This window comes from Streptomyces sp. LaBMicrA B280, from assembly GCF_049222185.1.
GTDB lineage: Bacteria > Actinomycetota > Actinomycetes > Streptomycetales > Streptomycetaceae > Streptomyces > Streptomyces murinus.
On record NZ_JBMJCT010000064.1, the window covers coordinates 14878 to 37962 of the forward strand.

19 protein-coding genes and 2 pseudogenes are annotated in these 23085 nt (G+C 72.8%); 12 read left to right on the forward strand and 9 right to left on the reverse strand.

What is annotated here, in order from left to right; translation table 11 throughout:
• Positions 1–19 precede the first annotated feature (19 nt).
• From rimO to ACLF5H_RS34530, 6 genes are all read left to right on the forward strand, one after another.
• The gene (rimO, locus tag ACLF5H_RS34505; protein ID WP_421679946.1) at positions 20–1492 is read left to right on the forward strand and encodes a 30S ribosomal protein S12 methylthiotransferase RimO; all 1473 of its coding nucleotides are present in this window, start codon (positions 20–22) and stop codon (positions 1490–1492) included.
• Positions 1489–2283, forward strand: coding sequence for a CDP-diacylglycerol--glycerol-3-phosphate 3-phosphatidyltransferase (pgsA, locus tag ACLF5H_RS34510; RefSeq protein ID WP_421679947.1), 795 nt, complete (start codon positions 1489–1491; stop codon positions 2281–2283). The genes rimO and pgsA overlap by 4 nt, the downstream gene beginning before the upstream one ends.
• On the forward strand, positions 2280–2825 hold the full coding sequence (locus tag ACLF5H_RS34515) for a CinA family protein (RefSeq protein WP_421679948.1): 546 nt from the start codon (positions 2280–2282) through the stop codon (positions 2823–2825). The genes pgsA and ACLF5H_RS34515 overlap by 4 nt, the downstream gene beginning before the upstream one ends.
• A 109-nt stretch (positions 2826–2934) precedes the next feature.
• Entirely contained in the window at positions 2935–3309 is a 375-nt protein-coding gene (locus tag ACLF5H_RS34520) for a helix-turn-helix domain-containing protein (RefSeq protein ID WP_070026017.1), read from the forward strand.
• A gap of 255 nt (positions 3310–3564) precedes the next feature.
• On the forward strand, positions 3565–4035 hold the full coding sequence (locus ACLF5H_RS34525) for a Dps family protein (protein ID WP_421679949.1): 471 nt from the start codon (positions 3565–3567) through the stop codon (positions 4033–4035).
• Positions 4036–4094: 59 nt separating this feature from the next.
• Positions 4095–4394, forward strand: a complete 300-nt coding sequence (locus ACLF5H_RS34530) for a hypothetical protein (protein ID WP_421679950.1) — start codon at positions 4095–4097, stop codon at positions 4392–4394.
• A gap of 44 nt (positions 4395–4438) precedes the next feature.
• Here ACLF5H_RS34530 and ACLF5H_RS34535 read toward each other — a convergent pair whose 3' ends face one another.
• Entirely contained in the window at positions 4439–5284 is an 846-nt protein-coding gene (locus ACLF5H_RS34535; protein ID WP_421679951.1) for an Fpg/Nei family DNA glycosylase, read from the reverse strand.
• Between the two features lie 253 nt (positions 5285–5537).
• Positions 5538–10520 (reverse strand): ATP-dependent helicase, encoded by a 4983-nt coding sequence (locus ACLF5H_RS34540; RefSeq protein WP_421679952.1) that lies wholly within the window; start codon positions 10518–10520, stop codon positions 5538–5540.
• A gap of 109 nt (positions 10521–10629) precedes the next feature.
• Between ACLF5H_RS34540 and ACLF5H_RS34545 the strand changes: the two genes are divergently transcribed.
• The 4 genes and pseudogenes from ACLF5H_RS34545 to ACLF5H_RS34560 all read left to right on the forward strand — a co-directional run bounded on the left by ACLF5H_RS34545 (position 10630) and on the right by ACLF5H_RS34560 (position 15072).
• Positions 10630–11535 carry an AraC family transcriptional regulator gene (locus ACLF5H_RS34545; protein ID WP_421679953.1) on the forward strand — a complete coding sequence of 302 codons (906 nt, stop codon included), beginning with the start codon at positions 10630–10632 and terminating at the stop codon, positions 11533–11535.
• Between the two features lie 53 nt (positions 11536–11588).
• Positions 11589–12335 (forward strand): AzlC family ABC transporter permease, encoded by a 747-nt coding sequence (locus ACLF5H_RS34550; protein ID WP_421679954.1) that lies wholly within the window; start codon positions 11589–11591, stop codon positions 12333–12335.
• Positions 12332–12640 (forward strand): AzlD domain-containing protein, encoded by a 309-nt coding sequence (locus ACLF5H_RS34555; protein ID WP_421679955.1) that lies wholly within the window; start codon positions 12332–12334, stop codon positions 12638–12640. The genes ACLF5H_RS34550 and ACLF5H_RS34555 overlap by 4 nt, the downstream gene beginning before the upstream one ends.
• A gap of 133 nt (positions 12641–12773) precedes the next feature.
• A pseudogene (locus ACLF5H_RS34560) lies at positions 12774–15072 on the forward strand (Tn3 family transposase).
• Positions 15073–15257: 185 nt separating this feature from the next.
• Here the strand turns inward: ACLF5H_RS34560 and ACLF5H_RS34565 are convergent.
• A complete protein-coding gene (locus tag ACLF5H_RS34565; protein ID WP_421679956.1) occupies positions 15258–16157 on the reverse strand; it encodes a helix-turn-helix domain-containing protein in 900 nt (299 codons plus the stop codon).
• A gap of 204 nt (positions 16158–16361) precedes the next feature.
• On the opposite strand from ACLF5H_RS34565, the gene ACLF5H_RS34570 reads away from it, so the two are divergent.
• Together ACLF5H_RS34570 and ACLF5H_RS34575 are read left to right on the forward strand one after the other, a co-directional pair.
• Positions 16362–16796, forward strand: a complete 435-nt coding sequence (locus tag ACLF5H_RS34570) for a nuclear transport factor 2 family protein (RefSeq protein ID WP_421679957.1) — start codon at positions 16362–16364, stop codon at positions 16794–16796.
• Positions 16797–16952: 156 nt separating this feature from the next.
• Positions 16953–17789: an SDR family oxidoreductase gene (locus tag ACLF5H_RS34575; protein WP_421679958.1), complete on the forward strand. Its 837-nt coding sequence runs from the start codon at positions 16953–16955 to the stop codon at positions 17787–17789.
• Here ACLF5H_RS34575 and ACLF5H_RS34580 read toward each other — a convergent pair.
• From ACLF5H_RS34580 to ACLF5H_RS34605, 6 genes and pseudogenes are all read right to left on the reverse strand, one after another.
• Positions 17744–18016: a hypothetical protein gene (locus ACLF5H_RS34580; protein ID WP_421679959.1), complete on the reverse strand. Its 273-nt coding sequence runs from the start codon at positions 18014–18016 to the stop codon at positions 17744–17746. The two genes, ACLF5H_RS34575 and ACLF5H_RS34580, sit on opposite strands and share 46 nt — an antisense overlap.
• 122 nt (positions 18017–18138) lie before the next feature.
• Positions 18139–19027, reverse strand: a pseudogene (locus ACLF5H_RS34585) (tyrosine-type recombinase/integrase).
• Positions 19028–19314: 287 nt separating this feature from the next.
• Positions 19315–20310: a hypothetical protein gene (locus ACLF5H_RS34590; protein WP_421679960.1), complete on the reverse strand. Its 996-nt coding sequence runs from the start codon at positions 20308–20310 to the stop codon at positions 19315–19317.
• A gap of 151 nt (positions 20311–20461) precedes the next feature.
• A complete protein-coding gene (locus tag ACLF5H_RS34595) occupies positions 20462–21685 on the reverse strand; it encodes a beta-ketoacyl-[acyl-carrier-protein] synthase family protein (protein ID WP_421679961.1) in 1224 nt (407 codons plus the stop codon).
• Positions 21682–21954 carry an acyl carrier protein gene (locus ACLF5H_RS34600; protein ID WP_421679962.1) on the reverse strand — a complete coding sequence of 91 codons (273 nt, stop codon included), beginning with the start codon at positions 21952–21954 and terminating at the stop codon, positions 21682–21684. Before ACLF5H_RS34600 ends, ACLF5H_RS34595 begins: the two co-directional genes overlap by 4 nt.
• Positions 21951–23075 (reverse strand): beta-ketoacyl-ACP synthase III, encoded by a 1125-nt coding sequence (locus ACLF5H_RS34605; RefSeq protein WP_421679963.1) that lies wholly within the window; start codon positions 23073–23075, stop codon positions 21951–21953. Before ACLF5H_RS34605 ends, ACLF5H_RS34600 begins: the two co-directional genes overlap by 4 nt.
• Positions 23076–23085: the final 10 nt, after the last annotated feature.

Here is a 23085-nt window from a genome sequence, read left to right on the forward strand (position 1 = left end):
ACAAAGTACTCTTGAGCCCATGCCTGAACGCCGTACCGTCGCACTCGTCACTCTCGGCTGCGCTCGTAACGAGGTGGATTCCGAGGAGCTCGCAGGCCGTTTGGAGGCGGACGGCTGGCAGCTGGTCGAGGACGCCGAGGACGCCGACGTCGCCGTCGTGAACACCTGTGGCTTTGTCGAGGCCGCCAAGAAGGACTCCGTCGACGCCCTCCTCGAGGCCAACGACCTCAAGGGTCATGGCAGAACCCAGGCCGTCGTGGCGGTGGGCTGCATGGCCGAGCGGTACGGCAAGGAACTGGCCGAGGCGCTGCCGGAGGCCGACGGTGTGCTCGGTTTCGACGACTACACCGACATCTCCGACCGCCTGCAGACCATCCTGGCCGGTGGCGTCCACGCCTCGCACACCCCGCGCGACCGCCGCAAGCTGCTGCCGATCAGCCCGGCCGAGCGCCAGGACTCGGCCGCCTCGGTCGCGCTGCCCGGCCACGGCCCCACCGACCTGCCCGAGGGCCTTGCGCCCGCCTCCGGCCCCCGCGCGCCCCTGCGCCGCCGGCTGGACGGCGCCCCGGTCGCCTCGGTGAAGCTCGCCTCCGGCTGCGACCGGCGCTGCTCCTTCTGCGCCATCCCGTCCTTCCGCGGCTCCTTCATCTCCCGCCGCCCCAGCGATGTGCTCAACGAGTCGCGCTGGCTGGCCGAGCAGGGCGTGAAGGAGATCATGCTGGTCTCCGAGAACAACACGTCGTACGGCAAGGACCTCGGCGACATCCGCCTCCTGGAGTCCCTGCTGCCCGAACTGGCCGGGATCGACGGCATCGAGCGGGTCCGGGTGAGCTACCTCCAGCCGGCCGAGATGCGCCCCGGGCTGATCGACGTACTGACCTCGACGCCCAAGATCGCGCCGTACTTCGACCTCTCCTTCCAGCACTCGGCGCCCGCCGTGCTGCGCTCCATGCGCCGCTTCGGCGACACCGACCGCTTCCTGGAGCTGCTCGACACCATCCGCTCCAAGGCCCCCGAGGCCGGTGTGCGCTCCAACTTCATCGTCGGCTTCCCCGGCGAGAGCGAGGCGGACCTCGCCGAGCTGGAGCGCTTCCTGACCGGCGCCCGCCTGGACGCCATCGGCGTCTTCGGCTACTCGGACGAAGAGGGAACCGAGGCGGCCACCTACGACAACAAGCTGGACGAGGACGTCGTGGCCGAGCGGCTGGCCCACATCTCCCGGCTCGCCGAGGAGCTGGTCTCGCAGCGCGCCGAGGAGCGCGTCGGCCAGAGCGTGCACGTCATGGTGGAGTCGGTGGACGAGGCGGAGGGTGTGTACGGCCGCGCCGCGCACCAGGCGCCCGAGACCGACGGCCAGGTGCTGCTCACGAGCGGCGAGGGCCTCGCCGTGGGACGTATGGTCGAGGCGAAGGTGGTCGGTACGGAGGGTGTCGACCTGGTGGCCGAGCCGCTGACCGGCTCGCTCGCGTGTAGTGAGGAGGCGGGCAGATGACCGGAGTCCCGGCATCCGCCGCGGGCGGCTCCTCCGGCGCGCAGGGCGCACGGAGCACCGCCGCCGCTGCCGACGGCGTTGCGTCCGAGGTCTCCGGTTCTGCTTCCGCACGTGGTGAAGCCGCCGTCGGCCGGTCCGCCGCCGACGCCGCGGCCGACGGCAGGCCCGCGCGCGGCGGCAAGATCACGGCTGCGGCGGTCAACCAGGCGAGTGTGTGGAACGTCGCCAATCTGCTGACCATGCTCCGGCTGGTCCTGGTGCCCGGCTTCGTGGCGCTGATGCTGGCGAACGGCGGCTACGACCCGGCCTGGCGCTCGCTGGCCTGGGCGGCCTTCGCCATTGCCATGATCACCGACCTGTTCGACGGTCATCTCGCGCGCACCTACAACCTGGTCACCGACTTCGGCAAGATCGCCGACCCCATCGCCGACAAGGCGATCATGGGGGCTGCGCTGATCTGTCTGTCCTCCCTCGGCGATCTGCCGTGGTGGGTGACGATCGTGATCCTCGGCCGGGAACTCGGCATCACACTGATGCGTTTTCTGGTCATTCGCTACGGCGTGATCCCGGCCAGCCGCGGCGGCAAGCTGAAGACCCTGACCCAGGGCGTGGCCGTCGGCATGTATGTGCTGGCGCTCACCGGATGGCTGGCCACACTCCGGTTCTGGGTGATGGCCGCGGCGGTCGTCCTGACCGTTGTCACCGGCCTCGACTACGTAAGACAAGCCATTGTGCTGCGCAGGCAGGGAATCGCCGAGCGCGCGGCGGCGTTGGAGGAGACGGAAGCGTGAGTTCCCCGACCACCGAACTGGTGCGACTACTGACAGTGAGGGGCGAGACCCTCGCGGTCGCCGAGTCGCTCACGGGTGGTCTGGTCGCGGCGGAGATCACCGCGGTTCCCGGGGCCTCCAAGGTGTTCCGGGGCTCGGTCACCGCCTACGCCACGGAACTCAAGCACCGGCTGCTGGGCGTCGACGCGGCCCTGCTGGAGCGGCACGGAGCGGTGGATGCGCAGGTCGCGGCCCAGATGGCGGCCGGGGTACGCAAGGCTCTGGACGCCGACTGGGGCATCGCGACCACCGGGGTCGCCGGCCCCGACCCGCAGGACGGCCGGCCGGTCGGCACGGTCTTCGTGGCCGCTGACGGGCCGCTGACGCCGCCCGCGCCTTCCGCCGGTGGCGGAAAAGTGGAGGCCCTGCGGTTGAACGGCAGCCGTACGGAAATCCGTAGGGAGAGTGTACGGAGCGTACTCGCCCTGCTCCTGGAGCGGATCGCGGGCGAACAGTTCGGAAATGAGCGGGCACAGGATACGGAACGGAACGGGGGGTTTTGATGTTTGCAGCCCTGAGTGAACACGACATCGCTCCCCGCACGGCCGCAGCGCGAGGCGGTACGGTGGGGCGTGAAGGATGCGGCTACGCGGTCCGAGGAGGGAGCCACCGATGATTCTGCTCCGTCGCCTGCTGGGTGACGTGCTGCGTCGGCAGCGCCAACGCCAGGGCCGTACTCTGCGCGAAGTCTCCTCGTCCGCCCGAGTCTCACTCGGCTATCTCTCCGAGGTGGAGCGGGGGCAGAAGGAGGCTTCCTCCGAGCTGCTCTCCGCCATCTGCGACGCGCTGGACGTACGGATGTCGGAACTCATGCGTGAAGTGAGCGACGAACTGGCGCTCGCCGAGCTGGCCCAGTCCGCCGCGGCCACCGAGCCCGTACCCACGCCGGTCCGTCCGATGCTGGGTTCCGTCTCGGTGACCGGTGTGCCACCGGAACGGGTGACCATCAAGGCGCCCGCGAAGGCGGTGGACGTGGTCGCCGCCTGACATACGCGGCGCCGCGCCCGACGGGCACAGCCAGACACAGCCAGACATGCACGAGGCCCCGGCCGGGCTTCTCGGGAAGATCCCCGAGGGAGCGCGGCCGGGGCCTCGTGCTGTGCGCCCGTATGCGCCTGATGCTGTACATCCGTATGTGTGTATGTATGCGCTCCTATGCGTCCGTTTGCCCGGTATCGGTGGGGCGGTCATGGTGGAGGGACATGTCGGCCATGAGGGCCGCCGGAGCGCCGGAGGAAGCGGATGTACGTCGTGAAGAGCCCGTTGGCCGACGCGGACCTGAAGACCGTGGCCGAGGCGCTGCAAGGCGCGCTGGTCGATCTGGTGGACCTGTCCCTGGTCGCCAAGCAGATCCACTGGAACGTCGTCGGGCCCCGCTTCCGTTCCATCCACCTCCAACTGGACGAGGTCGTCGCCTCCGCCCGCATCCACTCCGACACGGTGGCCGAGCGCGCCTCGGCGCTGGGTGTCCCGCCGGACGGCCGTGCCGCCACGGTTTCCTCGACCAGCGGCATCAAAACCACGCCGTCCGGGTGGATCAAGGACGGGGACGCGGTCGGGGCGATGGTGGACGCCCTCGGCTCCGTCATCACCCGGATGCGGGAGCGCGTGCACACGACCGAGGAGCCGGACCCGGTGTCCCAGGACATCTTCATCCAGATAACCGCCGACCTGGAGAAGCATCACTGGATGTTCCAGGCGGAGAACGCGTAGCGTCCGCCGGTGCCGCCGGGTAGCGGGTGCGAGCCGGCGTCCGGCGGGAGGTGGTGCGCATGACGGGGCGGGCGGTGCGCCGGACGCTGGCGCTGGTCTGCGGCGGGCTCTGGTGGTGGGCCGTGCTGCGGCTCGCCCTCGGGCAGGGCGCGGGCGTGCTGGAAGCCGCCGTCGCGGCCGGCGGATGGGGGCTCAGCGTGCTGCCGGTGCACTGCGCGCCGAGGGGGAAGGCGGAGGGGGAGCTGGAGCCGGGGCGGTGGGCCGCGGCGTGGCGGGCGGGGAAGACCGGCGTCGGCGCCGATGTCGATGCCGACGGACTGCCTTCGCAAGGGTGTTCGGGGCGAGTCCCGGGCCCGTGAGCAGTCGGGTTCGGCGGGTGCTTCAGGGCGGGTACGACAGTGCGTCAGGTGGGGGTACGACGGTGTCGCTCGCGCCAGCGCTGGGGGGAGCCCGGCGCCGGGGCGGGACCGGTCTGGCAGCCGGGGCACCAGTAGGTGGGGCGGTCCTGGGAGCCGTCGCCCTGGTCGGCCACCCGGACCGGGGTGTGGCAGCGCAGACAGGGGCGGGGCGCCCGGCCGTACACGAACAGGTCCTGGTGGCGCAGTCCCGTTGTCTGGCGGACCGGGCGGTCGCGGTTGGCCTCCAGCAGCCGGTGGGCGAGGCCGGGGAGCTTCTCGGCACGGTCCGCGGGGAGCGCGCCGATCGGCAGCCAGGGGGTGGCGCCGAGCAGGAAGCACAGCTCGCTCTTGTAGATGTTGCCGATCCCGGCCAGATTGCGCTGGTCGAGCAGGGCCTCGCCGAGGGGACGGGCGGGGTCCGTGCGCAGATTGGCCAGCGCGCGCTCCGGGTCCCAGTCGGGGCCGAGCAGATCGGGACCGAGGTGGCCCACCACCCGCTCCTCCTCGGTGGTGCGCAGCAGTTCGAGCACTTGGAGGCGGTAGCCGACGGCCGTGCGCTCGTCGGTGCCGAGGATCACACGGATCTGGTGCCCGGGACCGCCGCGCCAGCGCTCGCCCGTGCCGTACACCTTCCACGCGCCCTCCATCCGCAGATGCGTGTGCAGGGTCAGGCCGCCCTCGATACGGGTGAGCAGATGTTTGCCGCGCGGAACCGTGCTCAGCACCCGGCGGCCGGTGAGATCGACGGTCGCGTACCTCGGCACCCGGAAGTCGCTGCGGATCAGCACCTCACCCGCGAGCGCCTCACGCAACCGCCGCGCGGCCTGCCAGACCGTGTCACCTTCGGGCATGGGTCAAGGGTGCCATGGGGGGAGGCGGGGTGGATGGGGAGAGGGCGTCGGCAGAGCGTCGATGAGGGTGGGGCGCGAGGGCCGGCGGGATCGGTGGAGGACCCGGGGCAGGGGCGGGTCCGTGCCTCGGTGCCTCGGTGCGGCGGCACTCGCTCCGGGCTCCATGCCCGGGGACTCCATCCGTCTTGGCCGGGCGGCCCGGCCGGAGGTCGGCCGGGAGCGCCCAGTCTCGCGCCCCCTCGCGTGCCCCGGCTCACGCCCTCAGGCGCAGCCCCCGTGGTGTGGCCACGAAGCCCGCCGATTCCAGCAGGGTTCCGATGGGGGAGGTGAGGGCCGGGGTGTTGTTGATCCGTTCGACGGTGACCGTGCCGAGGGAGCCGGCGCGGGCGGCGGCGGCCAGGGTTTCGGCGGCCGTTCGCAGCCGGGAGTCGTCCGTGGCCGTGGTGTCCGGGGTGAGGGGCCAGGCGAGGAGTGTCTTGCCGCCGCGCTCCATGTAGAGCGTCAGCTCGCCCTCCACCAGGACGACCAGGGAACCCGCCTTGCGGCCCGGTTTGTGCCCGGCGCCGGTGGGCGGCTCGGGCCAGGACAGGGCCGCGCCATAGGCGTTCGCAGGGTCCGCCGCGGCGAGGACGACGGCACGGGAGTCGGCGGAACGGTCCCGGCCGTGGCTCCGCTGCGGGCCCCGGTCCCCCCACGGGGAGCCCGAGCCGTGGCCGGTGGACCCTGCGCCGCCCCGGGGGCCGCCGTAGCCGGGGGCGGAGAAGGGGTCGGCGAGGTCACGGGGAGAGCCATGGCCGCCGGGATCGGTCGGCGGCCAGGTGAAGTCGCCGTCGAGACCGGGGTGGGCGAAGCCCGCGTCGGCGCCGGACGGGGACGGGCTGTGGCCGTGCGGGCCGCCGTCGGTGCCGGGGAAACCGTTCGGATCGGTGGGTCCGAGTGCCGGGAAGGGCGCGGGGAAGCCGGCCGCCGGGGCGGCCAGGGACTCGCCCCGGTCCCGCGCGTTGGACACCGCGCGCAGCCGGTCCACCGCGCCGTCCATGGCGAACTGGGCCGCGCCGAGCCCCTCGACCACATAACCGCGCCTGGCCTGGCCGCTGTCCTCGAAGGCGGACAGCACCCGGTACACCGCCGAGAAGCCGCCCTCCACGCCCTCCGCGGCGACCGCGCCCCGGGTCACCACGCCGTGCCGGTCCAGCAGGGTGCGCGCCAGCGCGTGCGCGCGCACCGTGGGGTCCGGCTCGGCCGCGGGCAGCAGGGACCAGCGTCCCGCGACGGTCGGCGGGCCGGTACGGGAGGCCGTACGCGCCGCAGCCGTCAGGGAGCCGTAGCGCCCGCGCGGCACCGCGCGCTTGGCACGATGGGCGGTCGAACCCGCCGTACGGCCCGAGCCCAGCAGGGAACGCATCGGCGCCAGCGTGTCATTGGTGAGCCGGCCCGACCAGGCCAGGTCCCAGAGGATGTCGGCCAGTTGGGGATCGGTGGCGTCGGGGTGCGTGGTGGCGCGGACCTGGTCGGCGATCTGCCGGAAGAACAGGCCGTAGCCACCGGACAGCGCGTCCAGGACGGACTGGTGGAGCGCGGTCGGCTCCAGCGGGTGCGGTGGGGGGAGCAACAGGGGTGCCGCGTCCGCCAGATAGAGGGAGACCCAGCCGTCCTTGCCGGGCAGGGCGCCCGCGCCCGCCCACACCACCTCGCCGGCCGCGGTCAACTCGTCCAGCATCGACGGCGTGTAGTTCGCCACCCGGGACGGCAGGACCAGCTTCTCCAGCGCGGAGGCGGGCACCGAGGCGCCCTGCAACTGCTCGATCGCGCGCACCAGTCCGTCCACGCCGCGCAGACCGTGTCCCTTGCCGATGTGCTGCCACTGCGGCAGGAACTGGCCGAGCGCGGCGGGCGGTACCGGCTCCAGTTCGTGCCGCAGGGCCGCCAGGGAGCGGCGGCGCAGGCGCCGTAGCACCGTGGCGTCGCACCACTCCTGGCCGATGCCCGCCGGATGGAACTCGCCCTGCACCACCCGGCCGCTCGCGGCGAGCCGCTGGAGGGCGCCGTCGGTGATCGCGACGCCCAGGCCGAAGCGGTCGGCGGCGGTGGCCGAGGTGAACGGGCCGTGCGTACGGGCATAGCGGGCGAGGAAGTCGCCCAGCGGGTCCTTGACCGGCTCGGTGAAGGCCTCCGGCACGCCGACGGGCAGCGCGGTGCCGAGCGCGTCGCGCAGCCGGCCCGCGTCCTCGATCGCCGCCCAGTGGTCGGCGCCGGAGATCCGGACCTTGATCGCCCGGCGGGCCCCGGCCAGCTCCCGCACCCAGTGCGGATCGGCGCCCCGCGCGACCAACTCGGCCTCGGTGAGCGGGCCGAGCAGCCGCAGTACATCGGCGACGCCCTCCACGTCCTTGACCCGGCGGTCCTCGGCGAGCCACTGGAGTTCGCGCTCCAGCTCGGTCAGCACCTCGGCGTCGAGCAGTTCGCGCAGCTCCGCCTGGCCGAGCAGTTCGGCCAGCAGCCGGGAGTCCAGGGACAGCGCGGCGGCCCGGCGCTCGGCCAGCGGGGAATCGCCCTCGTACAGGAACTGGGCGACGTACCCGAACAGCAGGGAGCGGGCGAAGGGGGACGGCTCCGGGGTGGTGACCTCGACCAGGCGCACCTTGCGGGACTCGATGTCGCCCATCAGCTCGGCCAGGCCCGGCACGTCGAAGACGTCCTGGAGGCATTCGCGTACGGCCTCCAGGACGATCGGGAACGAGCCGAACTCGCTCGCCACCTGGAGCAGTTGGGACGCGCGCTGACGCTGCTGCCACAGCGGGGTGCGTTTGCCCGGGCTGCGGCGCGGCAGCAGCAGGGCGCGCGCGGCGCACTCGCGGAACCGGGAGGCGAACAGGGCCGAACCGCCGACCTGTTCGGTCACCACCTGGTCGACCTCGCCCTTGTCGAAGGCGACGTCCGCCGCGCCCACGGGCGGCTGCTCGCCGTCCGCGGGGAAGGGCGCGCCCGGCTTCATGGGCTCCTGGTCGAGCAGGTCAAGGCCCATCAGGTCGGCGTCGGGCAGCCGTAGCACGATGCCGTCGTCGGCGTGCATCACCTGGGCGTCCATGCCGTACCGCTCGGACAGCCGGGCGCCGAGCGCGAGCGCCCAGGGGGCGTGCACCTGGGCGCCGAAGGGGGAGTGGACGACGACCCGCCAGTCGCCCAGTTCGTCGCGGAAGCGTTCCACGACGATCGTACGGTCGTCCGGGACATGGCCGCAGGCCTCGCGCTGCTCCCGCAGATACGCCAGTACGTTGTCCGCCGCCCACGCGTCCAGGCCCGCGGCGAGCAGCCGCAGCCGGGCGTCGTCCTCGGGCAGCGAGCCGACCTCGCGCAGGAACGCGCCCACCGCGCGGCCCAGTTCGAGCGGGCGGCCCAGCTGGTCGCCTTTCCAGAACGGCAGTCGGCCCGGCACGCCCGGCGCGGGGGAGACCAGGACCCGGTCGCGGGTGATGTCCTCGATGCGCCAGGAACTCGTGCCCAGCGTGAAGACGTCGCCCACCCGGGACTCGTAGACCATCTCCTCGTCCAGCTCGCCGACCCGGCCGCCGCCCTTCTTGGGGTCGCTCCCGGCGAGGAAGACCCCGAACAGACCGCGGTCCGGGATGGTGCCGCCGGAGGTGACCGCCAGCCGCTGGGCACCGGGGCGGCCGGTGACGGTGCCGGCCACGCGGTCCCACACCACCCGGGGGCGCAGTTCCGCGAACGCGTCCGAGGGATAGCGGCCCGCGAGCATGTCGAGGACCGCGGTGAACGCCGATTCCGGGAGCGAGGCGAAGGGGGCCGCGCGGCGGACCAGGGCGAGCAGGTCGTCGAACTGCCAGGTGTCCAGGGCCGTCATGGCGACGAGCTGCTGGGCGAGTACGTCCAGCGGGTTCGCGGGCACCCGCAGGGACTCGATGGCGCCCGAACGCATCCGCTCGGTCACCACGGCCGCCTGCACCAGATCGCCCCGGTACTTGGGGAAGACCACGCCGGTGGAGACGGCGCCCACCTGGTGTCCGGCGCGGCCGACACGCTGGAGCCCGGAGGCCACCGAGGGCGGCGACTCCACCTGGACGACGAGATCGACGGCGCCCATGTCGATGCCCAGCTCCAGGCTGGAGGTGGCGACCACGGCGGGCAGCCGCCCCGCCTTCAGGTCCTCCTCGACCAGCGCGCGCTGCTCCTTGGACACCGAGCCGTGGTGAGCGCGGGCGATCACCGGGGGCGCGCCCTGGGCCGCGCCCGAGCCGCCCATCAGCTGGGCGGGGGAGTGGTGTTCCGCCAGCGGCTCGCCCGTCGCCCGCTCGTACGCGATCTCGTTGAGCCGGTTGCACAGGCGCTCGGCCAGGCGGCGGGAGTTGGCGAAGACGATGGTGGAGCGGTGCGACTGGACCAGGTCGGCGATCCGCTCCTCCACATGCGGCCAGATCGACGGCCGCTCCCCGCCGTCGGCCGCGTCGGTGGCCGGGGAGCCGCCCAGCTCGCCCATGTCCTCGATCGGTACGACCACCGAGAGGTCGAACTCCTTGCCGGACTCCGGCTGGACGATCTCCGCCTTGCGGCGCGGCGAGAGGTAACGGGCGATCTCGTCCACCGGGCGCACGGTCGCCGACAGGCCGATCCGGCGGGCCGGCTTCGGGAGCAGTTCGTCGAGGCGCTCCAGGGAGAGCGCGAGATGCGCGCCGCGCTTGGTGCCCGCGACCGCGTGCACCTCGTCCAGGATCACCGTCTCCACGCCCGTGAGCGCGTCGCGGGTGACCGAGGTCAGCATCAGGAAGAGCGACTCGGGGGTGGTGATCAGGATGTCCGGCGGGCGGGTGGACAGGGCGCGGCGCTCGGCGGGCGGGGTGTCGCCGGAGCGGATGCCGACCTTGATCTCGGGTTCCGGCAGGCCGAGGCGGACGGACTCCTGGCGGATACCGGTCAGCGGGCTGCGCAGATTGCGCTCGACGTCGACCGCGAGGGCCTTCAGCGGTGATACGTACAGCACCCGGCAGCGCTTTCGCGGGTCGGCCGGGGGCGGGGTCGCGGCCAGCTGGTCCAGGGCGGCGAGGAACGCGGCCAGTGTCTTGCCGGAGCCGGTCGGCGCGACCACCAGCACATCCGAACCCGCCTGGATGGCACCCCACGCGCCCGCCTGGGCCGCGGTGGGCGCGGAGAACGCCCCCGTGAACCAGCCGCGGGTCGCGGGGGAGAAGCCGTCGAGGGCCCGATGTGCGGAGCTGACCATGCGTCCATCCTGCACCCGACCACTGACAATCGGGCTGACCTGGGCAAATGCCCCGCCGTCGGAGGTGGGCGAGGGGCGGGGCGTGTTCGCCGCGGCGGACAATGGACCCATGGCAGGCACGGCTGGACGGCGGGAGTCCCGGCCGCCCCGCGAGCGGGCGGGACGGGCGGTGGAGCGGGCGCGGCACTGGCGCTACGAGGAACTGCCCGGCGTCGATCTGCTGCGCGCCCGGTACGTCCACAAGACCTTCGTGCGGCACACCCACGAGAACTTCGTCATCGCCGCCATCGCCGACGGCGTCGAAGTGTTCCACCACGGCGGCTCCGACGTCTCCGCGGGCGCGGGAGCCCTCGCGCTGGTCAACCCGGACACCCCGCACACCGGCCGGGCCGGGGTCCCGGAGGGCTGGCGGTACGGCGCGGTCTATCCCGCGCCCGAGGTGGTGGCGGCGATAGCGGCGGAGACCAGCACCCTGCGCGGCGCCCCCGGCTTCGTCAGCCCCGTCCTCGACGACCCCGCCACCGTCCGCCTCGTCCACGAGGTGCTCCGGGCCGCCGAGGAGGGCAACGCGCTGGCCGCCGACACCCTGCTCCGGGTCGCCGTGACACGGCTGCTCCGGCTCAACGGCGGCACCCTGCCCGAGCGGCGGCCACGCACGGCCGGGGCCCGGATCGCGGCACGCGCGCGGGCCGTGCTGGAGGAGCGCATGGCCGAGCCGCCGACCCTGGAGCGGCTCGCCACCGACCTCGGGACCAGCCCGTTCGCGCTGCTGCGGGCCTTCCGCGACAGCTACGGGATGCCACCGCACGCCTGGCTGACCGACGCCCGGGTGCGGCGCGCGCGGCTCCTCCTGGACACCGGTACCCGGCCCGCCGAGGCGGCCGTCGCCGTCGGCTTCACCGACCAGCCGCACCTCAACCGTCACTTCGCCCGGATCGTCGGCGTGCCCCCGGGCGCCTACCAGCGGGAGCGCAACGACGTACGAGGGCGCAAGAACGTACAAGACTCGGGCTGACGTTCGCCCGTAGCGTCCCGGGCGTGGCACAGCAGCGGACAGCACCAGTGGACATGGCAGACATGGCGGACGGGGCGGGCGGGGCGGGCGGGGCGGCCAAGCCCGACGCGGCGGTCGTACGGGACGCCCTCGGGGTCGGCGTCGCCGTAGGGCTGTCCGGGTTCGCCTTCGGGGTGACCTCGGCCGGCGGCGGGCTCGGACTCCTCCAGACCTGCGCGCTCAGCCTTCTGGTGTTCACCGGCGCCTCCCAGTTCGCCCTGGTCGGAGCGCTGGCCGCCGGAGGCAACCCGTACACGGCGGCGGCCGGGGCCTTCTTCCTGGGCATCCGCAACGCCTTCTACGGGCTGCGTCTCTCGCAGCTGCTCGCCCTTCCGCGCGCGGTGCGGCCCCTCGCCGCCCAATGGGTGATCGACGAGACCACGGCGGTCACCCTGGCGCAGCCGTCCCGGCGTGCCGCCCGGATCGGCTTCACGGTCACCGGAGTCACCCTCTACGTGCTGTGGAACCTCACGACCCTGCTCGGCGCGCTGGGCGCCAAGGCCATCGGCGACACGCGCGCGTGGGGGCTGGACGCGGCAGGGCCCGCGGTGTTCCTGGCCCTGCTCGCGCCGATGTTGAGGACGGCCACCGAGCGCGCGGTCGCGGGCCTCGCGGTGCTGCTGGGGCTCGGCCTGCTGCCCGTACTCCCGGCCGGTGTGCCGGTCCTGGTGGCGGCTCTGGCCGCGCCGGTCGCCCTGTTCGTGTCCGGGCGGCGCGGGCCTCGTGAGACCGAGGACAAGGCTGTGGAGGAGGGCCGGTGAACACCTGGATCGCGATCTCTCTGACCGTGCTCGGCTGCTACGCCGTCAAGCTCGCCGGTCTGCTGGTACCGGCCCATGTCATCGAACGGCCCGTCGTACGGCGGCTCGCCGCGCTGCTGCCCGTCGCCCTCCTCGCCGCGCTCACCGCACAGCAGACGTTCGCCCAGGGGCACGCGCTGATGCTGGACGCCAGGGCCGCGGGGCTCGGGGCGGCCGCCGTGGCCCTGGTGCTGCGCGCGCCGTTCCTGGTGGTCGTCGGCGCGGCCGTACTGGTGACGGCGGGCGTCCGGGCCCTCGGCGGCTGAGCGGGGGTTGAGGAACATCGGAACGAAAACCGGCGCGAAGCCCGTGGAGGGCTTGAGAGCGCTGTGACCTGGGGTTCGGCGGGGGCGGAGCCTTCGGCAGTCGTGTTGATCACTGACTGTCTGGAGGTCCGGGGTGCCGGTCGAGTTTCTGACGGATGAGCAAGCCGCGCAGTACGCGGCGTATGACGGGGCGCCGTCCCGTACGGAGTTGGAGCGGTTCTTCTTCCTGGACGATGCGGATCGGGCGCTGATCGAGCCGAAGCGGCGGGCACACAACCGGCTCGGGTTCGCGGTGCAGATGACCACGGTGCGGTTCCTCGGGGTGTTCCTGGACGATGAGTTCGCCGAGGCGGAGGCGGAGCTGCGGGCGTGGGTGGACGCGCGGGCCTGGACGACCGGGGAGGGGCCCAAGGCCCTGTTCGACGCGGCGGCGGGTTGGCTGCGTGAGCGGCGGGTGCCGCTGCCCGGGGTGACGACGCTGGCCCAGCTGGTGGCCGCGGTGAGGGAGGCGGCGAACCAGAGGCTGTGGGACCCCTCTACGGGCTGCTGAGCACCGGTCAGCGTGCGGTGCTGGACTCCCTGCTGACGGTGCCGCCGGGCGCCCGGGTGTCGGAGCTGGACCGGCTGCGCCGGGGTCCGGTGCGGATCTCCGGGCCGCAGATGAAGTGGGCGTTGGAGCGGGCGTCGGCGAAGCCGGCCGCCGCGTTCCAGATCGTGTTCGACACCACCAGCGAGCAGGTCGACACCGACACCGGGGAGATCAGCCCGCCAGAGGAGGAGACGCTGGAGGCGATGTGGGAGCGGATCGAGCCGGTGGTGCCCCGGCGTGAGCTGGCGGCGGCGATCGCCGCGCTGTTCGAGCTGACCCCGCCGCTCGACTCGGACGCCGACGAGGCATGGCGGGCCCAGCTGGTCACCCGGTTCGGCACCGTGCGGCCGTTCCTGAAGCTCCTGGTGACGGTGGTCGACTTCGGCGCCACGCCGGAGGGCCTGCCGGTCCTGAAGGCGTTGAAGCCGCCGCCGGACCTGATGGGATGCAAGAAGCTGCTGAACGGAGACGCGGGGGAGCAGGCCAAGCCAACCGTTCTCGCCTCGCTCAACCTGCCCGCCGAGGCGGGGGAGCATCTGGCGGCGCGGGCCGCGCTGCTGGACGGCACCTACCGCGAGGTCGCCGCGCGGGTGCCGGTGAACTCCCAGATCGTGTTCGACGACGACGGCCGCCTGCACTTTGCCGCCCTGGAGCCGGAGCCTGAACCCGCCTCCCTGCGTCAGCCGCGAGAGGCGGTGGAGGCGGTGCTGCCCCGGGTCGACCTGCCGGAGGCCCTGCTGGAGGTGTTCTCGTGGACCGGCGCCGACCAGGCGTTCACCTCGGTCACCGGCGGCGAGGCCCGGCTGAAGGGTCTGCACGTGACGATCGCCGCGCTGCTGGTCGCGCACAGCTGCAACGTCGGCTGCACCCCGGTCATCGGGGCCGCGGACGCGCTGAAGTACGGGCGCCTGTCCCATGTCGACCAGACGTATCTGCGGCTGGCGACGTACCGGGCCGCGAACGCCACGCTGATCGACTACCAGGCGGCCATCCCGCTCGCGCACGTCTGGGGCGGCGGCCTGGTCGCCTCCGTGGACGGCATGCGGTTCGTCGTCCCCGTGCCGTCGGTGTACGCGCGGCCGAACCCGAAGTACTTCGGGCGCCGGGGCGGGGCGACCTGGCTGAACATGATCAACGACCAGGCGGCGGGGCTGGGCGGGAAGGTGGTGGCCAGCACCCCGCGCGACTCGCTGTACGTGTTGGACGTCCTCTACGACCGCGACGGCGGCAAGCCCCCCGCGCCGCCGATTACGGCGCCTTCCAGGACGCAGCCCGCGGCCGGGCCGACCTCGCCAGGATCGAACGTCACTGGGAGGACATCCTTCGGATCATCGGCTCCATCCACACCGGCGCCGTGCGCGCGTACGACGTGATCCGGATGCTGTCCCGCGACGGCCGGCCCACCCCGCTCGGCGACGCGATCGCCCACTACGGGCGGATCGCCAAGACCCTGCACATCCTGCGCCTGGCCGACGAGCCCGGCTACCGGCGGCAGATCAAGAGCCAGGCGAACCTCCAGGAGGGTCGCCACTCCCTCGCCCGGAAACCCTTCCATGGCCGGTCCGGGCAGCTCTACCAGCGCTACCAGGACGGCATGGAAGACCAGATCGGCGCCCTGGGCCTGGTCCTCAACGCACTCGTGCTGTTCAACACGCGGTACATGGACGCCGCGGTGAACCAGCTGCGTGCGGACGGCTTCGACGTCCGTGACGAGGACGTGGCCCGCCTCTCCCCGTTCGTGCGGCATCACGTCGACATGCTCGGCCGGTACTCCTTCCAGCTTCCCGGCCTGCCCGGCGGCCTGCGTCCGCTGCGCGATCCGGATGCCATCGACGAGGAATGACCCGGTCCCGCGCCGCCGGATGGGAGGACCCTGGAGCTACGGCCAGGAGGTACGTCCGGCGGTGCGCATAACGAGATCTCCGACAGAGCCTGGAATTCCCCATCCCGGTCACCGGGGGTGGGCGGCATGGGGCTCCGCAGGTGGCCGCAGGCGGTTGGAGCGGTTCTTCGGGCAGGTGCCGCCCGTCAGGGCTGCCGGGTCGACGGTGTGCTGGTGGATTGCGCGTTCTGTTCCTGTCTGGTCGTGGCGGACCAGCTGGCGAGTAGCTTCAGGCCGTCCTCGGCGGCGGTTTTGGGGGGCGCGCTGTAGACGACCACGCTCAGGCCGCTGTCGTCCGGCAGGCTCATGGTCTCCTGATCGAGTTCCAGTTCGCCGACGAGCGGATGGTTGAGGCGTTTGGTGCTCTCGCGGAAGACATGGACGTCGTGGGAGCCCCACATCACGCGGAAGGTGTCGCTGCGGGTGGACAGTTCACCGATCAGGTTCGACAGTTCCCGGTCGTAGGGGCTTTTCCCCGCCTCGACGCGCAGCGCGCCCACGGCGAAGCGGGCCATGCGCTCCCAGTCGGTGTAGAACCGCCTGGCTGCTGGATTGAAGAACGCGAACCGGGCGACGTTCGCCCCGCATGTCGGGTCGGCGTACATCTCCGAGTACAGGGCCCGGCCCAGCGGGTTGGCGGCCAGCGCATCGAGGCGGTTGTTCATCACGTATGCCGGCATCCCCGGCATGCCTTCGACGATCCGCGCCACGCTCGGCCTCACCGTCGGCCGGACCTCCCGCTGCCGTGCCCGCGCCTTGGGCGCCGGTCCGACGGCGCGGGCGAGGTCGTACAGGTACATGCGCTCGGTGGCATCCAGTCGCAGTGCCTGGGCGAGGGCGTCCAGCACGCTGTCGGAGACACCCCGCAGGTTGCCGCGCTCCAGGCGCGTGTAGTACTCGACGCTCACCCCGGCGAGCGTGGCGACCTCGCCCCTGCGCAGTCCGGGCACCTGCCGCCGGCCGTAGGTCGGCAGACCCGCCTGCCCGGGGGTGATCCTCTCGCGTCGGGAGCGGAGGAATGCGCTGACTGCGTCCCGGTTGTCCATGCCGACCAGGGTAGGCAGGCCGCGCGCGGGGTGGGGGGTCCCTGCCAGTACCCCTCGCAGCAGAGACTCCCCGGTCACGGCCGTCTGCCGTTGCATGGTGCGTGCCCCGATCCCCGGGGCCCGACCGGTGCGAGGACGCAGGCCCCCCGGACGGCCGACCTTTCTTGGTTCTTGTACCGGAAACAAACCTGAAGGGCACGCGAGATGAGCAACCAGATGAAGACGGTGACGGGGAGCCCCGCGGAGGTCGTGCGAGGGCTGTATGACGCGCTGAGCAAGGGCGACGTGCCGGGTGTCCTGGCCAAGCTCGACCCTGAGGTGATCGTCGACGAGCCGACCCAGCTCCCCTACGGCGGCGTGCACCAGGGCCGCGAGGTGTTCGTGCAGTCGATCCTGGGCGCGATGATGGGCTACGCCAACGTCGCCATCACCGATGCCGAGGTGTTCGAAGGCCCGGCCGGTGTCATCGGAACGCTCACCGGAACGCTCAGGGCCCACACCACCGGTGAGGAATTCCCGCTGACCATGGTCGAGATCCACCAGGTCGAGGACGGAACGGTGCGCAAGATCGACGTCTACACCAAGAACCCCCACGAGCTCGCCGCGTTCTACGCGCGCGCCGAGGCGGGCACCCGCTGACGACGGCACCCCTTCACGAGTCCGGCCGAGTTGCCTCACGGCAGCGCAAGCAGCCCGGCCGACTCATGCCCAGGCCCAGGCCGTCGCATCGATGACCCCTGTCCGCATCAGCGACACCGCGACCGGCCACGCGCACCACACAGCGAAGGACACACCATGACCACCACCTGGTTCATCACCGGCACCTCCTCAGGCTTCGGGCGACTGCTCACCGAACGCCTCCTGGCCCGTGGCGACCGCGTCGCCGCCACGCTCCGCCGGCCCGAGGCTCTCGACGACCTCCGCGCCGAGCACGGCGACCGGCTCTGGACCGCCCAGCTCGATGTCACCGACACCGAGCAAGTGCGTCGCGTCGTCACCGAGGCGTTCAAGACCCTCGGCACGATCGACGTCGTCGTCAACAACGCCGGTTACGGCGTCCTCGCCTCCGTCGAGGAGGCATCCGACGAGCAGATCCGGCGCGTCATCGACACCAACCTGCTCGGCTCGATCCAGGTCACCCGTGCCGCCCTCCCGCACCTGCGCGCCCAGGGCCGAGGCCGCATCCTGCAGGTGTCCACCGCGGGCGGTCAGACCACCTACCCCAGCCTCGGCTACTACCACGCCTCCAAGTGGGGCATCGAGGGGTTCTGCGAGACCGTCGCCCACGAGATCGCGCCGTTCGGCCTGGCCCTGACCATCATCGAGCCGGGTGCGACCCCCACCGGCTTCGGCACGTCGCTCGACATCGCACCGCCCCTGCCCGAGTACGAGAACACCCCCGCGGCCGACACCCGGCAGGCGTTCCTCGGCGGCCACTTCCCGGTGCCCAACAGCGCGGAGAAGCTCACGGACGCGATGGTCGACCTCATCGACTCCGGCGCGACCCCGCTCCGCCTCCCGCTCGGCCCCGACACCTACGAAGACGTCCGCGCCGCCCTCACCGGCCGGCTCGCCGAACACGAGGCTCATCGCGACATCGCCCACTCGGTGGCGGCCACAACCGACCGGTGACCGAGACCAGGCGTCAGTCGGCGCCGACGACGAGTGACTAAAGCGGGTTCGCCGTACTCGGCGATGTATGCCGCGCGGTTCTCCGCGATGACCGCCCGGCCGCCCGCTGCGGTGAGGTGGTCGACCGAGGAGACGGCCGGCACGTGCCGCCCGTCGGCGTTGGACGTGATCAGTGCGATCCGGCGGGCCAGTTCGGCGACGACGCTGGGAGCCGACTCGACCGGCACGGACCCCGGAGGACCTTGGCCGACTGCGCCCCTGGCGGCGTGGGCGCGCAGAGCGGCGGCGGACGGCGGTACGCGTCTGGCCGTGGTGTGGTTCACGGTAGGGCACACCGCTGACAGCAGGGTCAGCGGCGCGCGTCGCCGGGGGCCAGCAGACTGGTCAGCTCCGAGATCGCCTCGGGGGACGGCTTGAAGTAGCGGCGGACGTTCTCCGGCTTCTTGTGCCGCGACTTCGCCATCAGCATCAGCAGGGAGGCGCCCTGCTCGCCGAGGTGGGTCAGGGCGGAATGGCGGTACTCGTGCAGGTCCCAGCCGGTGCCCGGCCCGCGTACGGCGGTGTGCTCGTCCAGCAGGGCTCGGGCCTGGCCGTAGGAGAGCCGGGCCGGGCCGGTGTCCGGGCACACGTCGCGCGGGCTGACGACCTTCCCCGGGCCGGGGCGGCGGTGGGTGACGAACACCGGGCCCCGGGTCCGGCCGCGCAGTAGCCGGGGTAGGAGCCGGGCGGTGCCGGCGTCCCAGTAGACGGTTTCCAGCACGAAGTCCTCGCGCGCCTGGCCCCGGCGGGCCTTGCTCCGGGCGCCCTTGGCCTTCACGGGACAGCGGCGCGCGGCGAGGTCCAGGTCCTCGATGTTCACCCCAAGGATCTCCTCCGCGCGGGCGGCGGTCTTCTAGAGCATCCGCCACAGCGTCTTCTCCCGCAGGTGGACCTCGCGCCGGGCGATGAGCCGGTCCACGGCCATCTTCGAGCGGGCCGGGGTCTCGGAGTCCGGCACCGCCAACCGCTTCGTCCAGGCCGGGACCGCCGGGCCGTCATAGCCGTACTCCGCGCACCAGCCCAGCCACGACAGCACCGCCACCCGGCGGGCGGCCCTCCCCGATCCGCTCGGCCGTCTTGCCGACGCCGGTCGCGTAGCTGCGGACCGTGTTTCGGTTCCGGAGCGAGTCGAGGAAGGCATCCACCACCGCACGGACGGTCAACGCCTTCCCGGCCGGCAGTTGCACGAGGGTGGGCACCGCTCTCCCCTTGCTACAGATAACAGGGCCGCTTCACGCGCGGCCCGGAGAGCATCACCGCAGCTCACAAACCATGCTCCCGCAGATAAAAGGGCGTTATCCGTGGGACGACTTCAGACCGGTCCCGCGACCGACGCTCCGTCAGCCGCCCACCAGGGGCGACGGAGGCTCAGCGCCGGTTTTCGTTCCGATGTCCCTCAACCCCCTGAGCGTCCGTACACCGGGCCCGAACCGGCATCAGGCCCGAACCTGCGCCGGTCCCGAACCCGCGCCGGGTTTGATCCTGATCAGCCCACGAAGCGGCCGTACGCCCGCAGCGTGCACAGCGCCTCGATCGTCACCATGGCGCGCGCCTCGAACGCGGGGACCGGTGCCCACGGGCGGCGGCGGGCCGGCCAGCCGCCGTCCTCCTGCTGTCCGGCGGCCAGGTGGTCCAGGGATCGGGTCATCTCGTCGTCGGTGAACCAGGCGCGCGCGAGCGATGCGGGGCTCTTGGCGAAATCGTGCGGGAAGTGGTGCGGGCCCGGCCCCGGATCACCCCGGTGCGCCGCCTGCTGGGGGACCCGGCGCTCTCCCGCCACCGGACGGTCCGGGCCCAGTGCCACGAGCCGCTGCGCGCGCACCAGGCGCCCGAGCCGGTCCGCGGCGGCCTCCGCGCGCGGGCGGTCGGGAACGGAGTCCAGGAAGGCGACGGCGGCCAGCACCTCGTACGGACGCGGCTGTTCCAGGTTCGCGACGGCCCCCCAGCAGAAGTCGGTGGCCCGGAACAGCCAGGCGTGCCACACCTCGTTGCGGTGCAGCAGCCCCACCACGGGGCCGGTGGCCGGCAGCGAGCCGCGGGAGGCCGCCTGCGCGGGTGTGTCCGACCCCGTGGGAGAGCCCTGGACGAGTGGCGCCGCCGGATACCCGCGCCCGCTCGGATGGACCACCGGCAGCGCGCCGTCCGCCGTGGAGACGGAGGTCAGATAGCGGCACACACGCTCCACGCGCTGCCCGCCGCAGCGCCCGACGGCGTCCAGGACGCGCAGCGCGTGCGCGGTGTGCAGGGGCCGGCTCACCGGCCCGCGCAGATCGGGCTCCAGGGCGTGCCCGTATCCGCCGTCCTCGTTGCGATAGGCGTCCAGCGCCGCTTCCACCGCGTCCGGGGCGCCGCGCAGGAAGTGGTACGCGAAAAGGCGCTGTTCCAGCACGCGCGCGGTGAGCCACATGAACTGTTCGGCGCTGAAGAGCGGGGAGCGCGCCGGGGGCGTGCAGGGGAGTGGGGAAGCTCCGGTTTCGGCCATGCGTCAGACCGTAGGACGGAATGCGGCCTTGGCAAGCGGTCCCGGGCGGGGCCCACTCTCAGGGGCGGAATACCGGTTACACGCGGTTGACGGTCTCCTAGGACATGGCTTCGGGCATGTTCTCCCTTCCTTGTCACATGTACGAGGCTTGTCACATGGACGAGGGCGCCGCGAACGCGAGGACCGTGTTGTGGCCTCCGAAGCCCAGGGAGTGGCTGAGGGCCAGGCGGACGGTCTGGGGGCGGGGCGCGCGGGTGACGATGTCCAGGCCGGCGGTGGTGTCGTCGGGGGCGGAGAAGTTCGCCGTGGGAGGCGCGGTGCCGTGCGCGATGGTCAGGACGGTGACGGCGGCCTCGATCGCGCCCGCCGCTCCCATGGTGTGCCCGAGGACGCCCTTGGCCGATGTGACCGAGGGGGGCCTGCGGGGGTAGAGATCCCTGATCACGGCCGCCTCCACGGCGTCGTTGAGGCGCGTGCTCGTCCCATGGGCGTTGACGTGGTCCACGTCCTCGGGGCGCGCGCCCGCCCCCGCCAGAGCCGTCATGGTGGCCGCCCGCAGCCCCGTCCCCTCGGGATGCGGCGCCGTGGGATGGTGGGCGTCACCGGTGCTGCCATGGCCCGTGAGCAGCGCCATCGGCACGGCCCCGCGCGCCCGTGCGTGCGGCTCGCGCTCCAGGAGCAGCACACCGCAGCCCTCCCCCAGGACGAAGCCGTCGCGGTCCTTGTCGAACGGGCGCGAGGCACGTTCGGGTTCATGGTCCCGGCGCGACAGGGCGCCGAGTTTGGCGAACGCGGACGCGCACAGCGGGGTCACCATGGCGTCGGTCCCCGCGGCGACGGCGATGTCACAGGCGCCGGTGGCCAGCAGCAGAGCGGCCGTGACGGCGGCCGTGGCGCCCGACGCGCAGGCCGTGGAGGTCTGGAGGGAGGGGCCCGTGACGCCCAGTTCCAGGGCCAGTTGGCCCGCCGCCATGTTGGGCAGGAACGCGGGCAGGGTCATCGGCGAGAGAACACCGTGACCGGCGGTGAGCAGTTTGCGGTGCTGGGCCTCCAGCGTGCCGACCCCGCCCGCCGCCGTGCCCACGACCACCGCCACCCGCGCCGGGTCCCATTCCCCGGGGTCCAGACCGGCGGAATCCAGGGCCTCCTGGGCGGCGGTGAGCAGAAAGCGGGTGGCGGGGTCGAACCGCCAGCGTCGGCCAGGGCCCGCGTCCGGCGGGGGCACGCGGCAGGACATGGTCACCGGGCCGTCGTGCAGGGCGGGATCGGTGCGTGCCGCCGGCCTGCCCGCGCACAGGGTCTCCCACGTGGGGCCGACTCCGATCCCGCCCGGGGTCACCAGTCCGAGCCCGGTGACGGCGATCCGGTCGCTCACCGCCCGGGTCCGTCGTGCGGCACCGGCTCGTCCCGTAGCGCCAGTTGCTCGCTCACCGCGCGGGCCACCTCCGCGACGGTCAGCTCGGCGGACGCCCCCGAGTCGTCCAGTGGGATGCCCCACTCCTCCTGGAGGGTGACGTAGAGCTCCACCACGGCAAGGGAGTCCAGGTCGAGTTCGCCGAGAGTGGCGGTGGGCACGATGCGGTCGGCGGGGACCTCGAACTTGTTGCGCAGCAGGGACGCGAGACGGCTGTGGACACGGTTCACAAGACGCTCCTCGAAGAGGCGAAGGGATGGTCGGCGGACGGCGGTTGTTCCGACAAAGGGGTGACGTCGGGCCAGTTGAGGGCGGCGGAGGCCCAGGTGAGTCCGCCGCCGAACGCGGTCAGCAGCGCACGCTCACCGGGTTCGACGCGGGCGTGGACCGAGGGGTCAGCCAGCACCAGCGGGATGGAGGCGGCGGCCGTGTTGCCGAGTTCGCCGATGTTGCCGAACCGGTGGGCGGGCGCGATCCCCAGCCGGTCCGCGACCGAGTCCAGGATGCGTTGATTGGCCTGGTGGCCGACGAAGGCCCGTACGGTCTCCGGTGCCCAACCGGCCCCTCGTAGCGCGGAGTCGGCGGACCGGGTCATCCGGCGGACCGCGTGCGCGTAGACCGCGCGGCCCCGCATACGGAAGTAGTGCCCGGCCGGGTCGGTGCCGGGCAGCTCGCGGGGGTGCCGGGAGCCGCCGTAGGGGATGGTGATGAGATCGCCGCCGCTGCCGTCGGAGCCCAGGTCGAGGGCGCCCACGGCACCGGGTTCGGCCGTGTGGCCCGCGGTGACGAGGACCGCGCCCGCGCCGTCGCCGAAGATCGGCGCGGTCTCCCGGTCGAGCGGGTTGACGATGGTGGTGTAGGTGTCCGAGGCGATCACCAGCACCGTGGCGCAGGTACCGGCGCGGATCAGCGCGGTCGCCATGGCCAGGGCGTACAGGAAGCCGGAGCACACCGCGGAGAGGTCGAAGGCCGGTATGCCGTCCAGGCCGAGCCGGTGTGCCACGGTGGGCGCGGTGGCCGGGCAGGGGTGGTCGGGTGTGCCGGTGGCCAGCAGCAGCATCTGGGGGCGCCGGTCCCCGGCGGAGGCGAGGGCCGCCCGTCCGGCGCCGACGGCGAGGTCCCCGGTGCTGGTACCGGCGTCCGCGTGGCGCCTGCGGGCGATGCCGGTGCGTTCCCTGATCCAGGTGTCGTCCGTGCGCAGCCCGCCGCGCGCGATCACGGTGTCGTTGTCGACCACCCGCGGCGGGAGGCAGGCGCCGATGCCGGTGATGACGGCGGTGGTGACGGCGGTGGTGCCGTCCGGCGAACCGGTGACCGGGGGGCGCACGGGGGTGCTGAGGGTTTCGTCCAAGGGTGGTCAC